General features: G+C 54.7%; 4 protein-coding genes and 2 pseudogenes. 2 read left to right on the top strand and 4 right to left on the bottom strand.

The annotated features are described in order from the left end of the window. Positions 1-434: flavin reductase family protein (locus ACPLUI_RS12100; RefSeq protein ID WP_424660511.1), on the bottom strand; the 434-nt coding region annotated here is incomplete at its 3' end. A 169-nt stretch (positions 435-603) separates the two neighbouring features. Here ACPLUI_RS12100 and ACPLUI_RS12095 point away from each other — a divergent pair. Next, positions 604-768 (top strand): hypothetical protein, encoded by a 165-nt coding sequence (locus ACPLUI_RS12095; RefSeq protein ID WP_424660510.1) that lies wholly within the window; start codon positions 604-606, stop codon positions 766-768. Further along, positions 762-1,835: pseudogene (locus ACPLUI_RS12090) on the top strand (recombinase family protein); the annotation flags it as partial. The gene ACPLUI_RS12095 and the pseudogene ACPLUI_RS12090, both read left to right, overlap by 7 nt. 410 nt (positions 1,836-2,245) lie before the next feature. Here ACPLUI_RS12090 and ACPLUI_RS12085 read toward each other — a convergent pair. From ACPLUI_RS12085 to ACPLUI_RS12075, 3 genes and pseudogenes are all read right to left on the bottom strand, one after another. Continuing rightward, positions 2,246-2,887, bottom strand: a pseudogene (locus tag ACPLUI_RS12085) (nucleoside recognition domain-containing protein); the annotation flags it as partial. Between the two features lie 10 nt (positions 2,888-2,897). Next, positions 2,898-3,674 (bottom strand): FeoB small GTPase domain-containing protein, encoded by a 777-nt coding sequence (locus tag ACPLUI_RS12080; protein WP_424660509.1) that lies wholly within the window; start codon positions 3,672-3,674, stop codon positions 2,898-2,900. A 73-nt stretch (positions 3,675-3,747) separates the two neighbouring features. Further along, a partial coding sequence (locus ACPLUI_RS12075) for a FeoA family protein (RefSeq protein WP_424660508.1) occupies positions 3,748-3,991 on the bottom strand: 244 nt, incomplete at its 5' end.

Below are 3,991 nucleotides of genomic sequence, written 5' to 3'. Positions count from 1 at the left end.
GCCGCTACGTCGGCCGCCACCACTTCACCGATGAAGAGGGTATGGTCGCCAGCAGTATGCTGGGACACCACCCGGCATTCCAGGTTGGCCACACAGCCGGCCAGGCGGGGAACCTTGATTATTTTTGCTGGCTCCGTTTTTAAATTGAGATACGCAATCTTGTCCACGTCCCTACCCGAACGGGAGCCGCAGAAGGCGGATACCTCCTGTTGTTCGGCGTTTAGAACGCTGACCATAAACTCGCCCGTCCGGATAATCATGTCATGGGTAAATCGTCCTGGGGCAATGGAAACCATTACTAGCAGGGGATCATGGGAAACCTGGGAGATCCAGGCCACGGTCATTACGTTATGCTTATCATTTTCCTTTGCCCCAACCAGACATACGGGCCAGACCAGACTGCGCACGGCAGCAGTCAGGGATTCACTGCCCATATTACCTCACCTCCCAGGATAGTATTCGCAAAAAATGATATAATTCCTGCCTGCAGAGACTACCGCCGAGGCGGGTTGCAGTTTAAGGCACGGGTTCAGTCCCGTGCTTTTTATTTTTCCAGCATAGGACATCCCGGCAGTCTTGTAGAAATTTAGGGGAGGTGCAGGGATGAAAAAGACGAAAAAGAAAAAGATATCCGCAAATTATTCGGTTAAGGTAGTCTTTACCGGCACTGAAGAAGAGAGCCGGAAGGTCCTTGCTGAAGCCCGCCAGTATGTTTTTAGCAAAATAGTGGAAAAAATCCGCCATGAAAGAGGCGAATACTTGTGCTAGCAGTAATTTATGTCCGGGTAAGTACTGAAGATCAGGTGAGGCACGGCTATTCCCTGGACGCTCAGGAGGAAGCCTGCCGGAAAAAAGCGCAGGAACTGGGTGCGACACAGGTGGAAGTGTACCGTGATGAAGGCGTGACGGGGGAAATACTCGAACGTCCGGGGCTGCAGGCGGCGCTGGCGGCCGTAAACGGCGGTGCCGCGGTGTTTATCGTTTACGACCCCGACAGGCTTTCCCGGAAAGTGGAGCACCAGCTCCTGCTGGTGGATATGATAGAAAAGGCCGGGTGCCGCCTTGAGTTTGTGACGATGGAATGGCAGAACACTCCCGAGGGGCGGTTCTTTTACATCATGCGCAGTGCCGTAGCCGAACTGGAAAAAGAGAAAATTAAAGTCCGGAGCCGTCTGGGCAGGTTGAGGAAAGCCCGCCAGGGGCTCTTACCGTTCAATCCCCGCACTTACGGGTACCGGTACGTTGGGGACCGTTACGAAATAGACGAATTCCAGTCGTCCATATACCACCGCATGGTGGACATGGCAATCCAGGGGATGTCCACGGCTCAAATTGCAAGGCAGCTCAATGCGGAAAAAATTCCCTCTCCGAAAGGGAACTGGTGGCACAGGCAAACAGTGCGGCGTATCCTGCGCAGCCCGGTATACATGGGGACTCTCTATGTGAATCAGTACAACACGGAAGGACACAAAGCAGCCCGCCAGCGGGGTGAGAAGGCGACGCTTCGCCTGCGGCAAAGAGACGAGTGGATTCCCGTACCCGTCCCTCCCCTGATTGAACGCGGGAAGTGGGAACTCCTGCAGAAATCCCTGGATACCCGCAGGAAAGGGCCGGACGGCGGGAGGGTGTACCACTATTACCTCAGCCGGCTGCTCAAGTGCGGCTACTGCGGGTGCAGTCTTACCGGTGGTTACGGCCTGTCATCCACGCGGACGAATGTCTACAGGTACTATATGTGCACCAACGCCTGGCCTTCCGTACGGGTACAAAGGCGCAACCCGCCGGCGTGTCCCGGCAACAGGCACCGGGCCGACGTGATTGAGGAAGCGGTGTGGGCAAAAGTACGCGAATGGCTCAAGGACCCGGAAGCCATGATCCGCGATACAGGACGGGATGCTGGAACAGGACTGGCGGAAAAAGAAATCGCTCGTATTGAGAAACGCCTCAACCAGCTTGACCGCGAACGCGAACGGTCATTTGAAGCGTACCGGCGGGGTTTGGTTGACGTGGAAATGTTTGAGAGGGCCGTCCTGGACATCCAGAAGGAAAAAGAAGTCCTCAGCGGCAGACTTTCGGAACTTCAGGAAGCCATGCACGCGGCAGCCCCGTCCGAACAGGGCGTGGAATCGCTGTGCAGGCTGGCCTGCGAGGTGGTCGAACGGCTGGACGACCTCAGCTGGGAAGAGAGGGAAAAAATAATCCGGCTTCTGGTGCGCCGTATAACAGTCATGAACGGTGAACTTATAATCGAAGCCAGGATCCACGGTACGGAAATGAGTTGCGGTAGTGGAACAAACACGTTGGTCAGTATGGCAATCAGTCTTTCCCGCGGAGATTCAATAATCCTGCAGGCCATTACCCCTGCTGCATTGCACCCAAAAGCCATGCTCATGGTCAGTGCCTGCTTGCCGTGGGCACCTGCAATCCTGAATAACCTGTCAAGGTTGAAGGCCACCCGTGGTAAATATCCTAAGTCCTCCAGCAGGCTAAAAATGGGAAAAAAGATGGCCATGGGGGGCAACATTACGGATACGACCCATGCCACGGTCCGGTAAACGCCGGTAACTAGAAGTCCGTGCAGCCATGATGGGGCACCCACCCACAAGAAGACTTCCGTGAGCCGTTTTTCCCCCCAGAACAGGACCTTCGCCAGGAACTGGGAAGGATAATTGGCCCCTACCAGGGTTATCCAGAATGCGATCCCAAGGAGCAAAAACATGATGGGGAAACCCAGCCGGCGGGATGTGAGGATGTCATCAAGTTTATGGGTCCAGTCATGGTGGGGGCCGTTTCGAATAACCACCCTGGAAGCAATGGCTTCAGCTTCCCTGTATATGGTCTTTGCGATGCGATCCCGGGTTTCCGGTTTGCCAGGAAATTCGTTCATCCCGGGGGACTTAGCTTGAGACAGGGCAGTATTCATACCGTTCACGCAAAACACCCCATTCACTTACCCGGCAGTATTTCCTGAGATTTTCGAGGATGCTCACGTCGTTATCAATGATCCTTAATGCCAGCCAGCGAGTGTTAAGCAGTTCCCTGATTTCCGCGGGTATTTGCCGTTCCACCCGTGCAATGGCATCCTCGATGTCCGGATCGTAAACCACCCGGCGGGGGCTGGGAACTATTTTCCCCCGCGCTACGGCCTCAATCATGGTCTTTAGTTCAGAAAGTCCAAGACCGCTCCTGGCGGCCGTGGCGACCACGGGTACACCAAGTTCCCGGGCGAGGCAATCGGTATCAATGAAAATGTTTTTTCTGTATGCTTCGTCTATCAGGTTTACGCAAATAATTACTTTATTGGTAATTTCCATTACCTGTAAAGTCAGGTTTAAATTTCTTTCAAGACAGGTGGCGTCGGTAACCACTACTGTAGCGTCCGGACGGGCGAAACATAAAAAGTCCCGGGCTACCATTTCTTCAACTGAATTTGCCAGCAGGGAATATGTTCCCGGCAGGTCCACCAGGATATACTTTTGGCCACGGAGATGAAATGTGCCCTGTGCCTGGAGTACGGTCTTGCCCGGCCAGTTGCCCGTGTGCTGTTTCAGGCCTGTTAGAGCGTTAAAAATGGTGCTCTTGCCGGTATTGGGGTTACCGGCCAGGGCAATTACGGCGGTGCCGGCTTCCGGGTGGATGTTGAACATTGCGCGCAGTTCGGTTGAAAGGGACATAAAAACACCTCACTACCCGTGCTGGTCAAAAGTTTCTTCAGATGGCGGGGAATGGCTGTTGTACCGCGGCAGTTCACAAGGATGTTACCAGTACCTGGTCGGCTTCTTCCCGGCGCAGGGCAATCAGTGCTCCCCGGATGCGGTAAGCAGTTGGGTCGCCCAGCGGGCTGCGTCTTACCGCCTGCACCGGCGTGTCGGGAACCAGCCCAAGGTCCAGCAGCCGGTATCTGGTCATGCCCCGCGCACTTAAAGATAACACCCGCCCCCATTGTCCAATGGGCAGTTCGGACAGCGGTATAGCTTTCATTCCGGCGTTC

The sequence above is a fragment of the Desulfofundulus sp. genome (assembly GCF_049701015.1).
In the GTDB taxonomy this organism is placed as follows: Bacteria; Bacillota; Desulfotomaculia; order Desulfotomaculales; family Desulfovirgulaceae; genus Desulfofundulus.
This window is presented reverse-complemented; position numbering and strand designations above follow the sequence as displayed.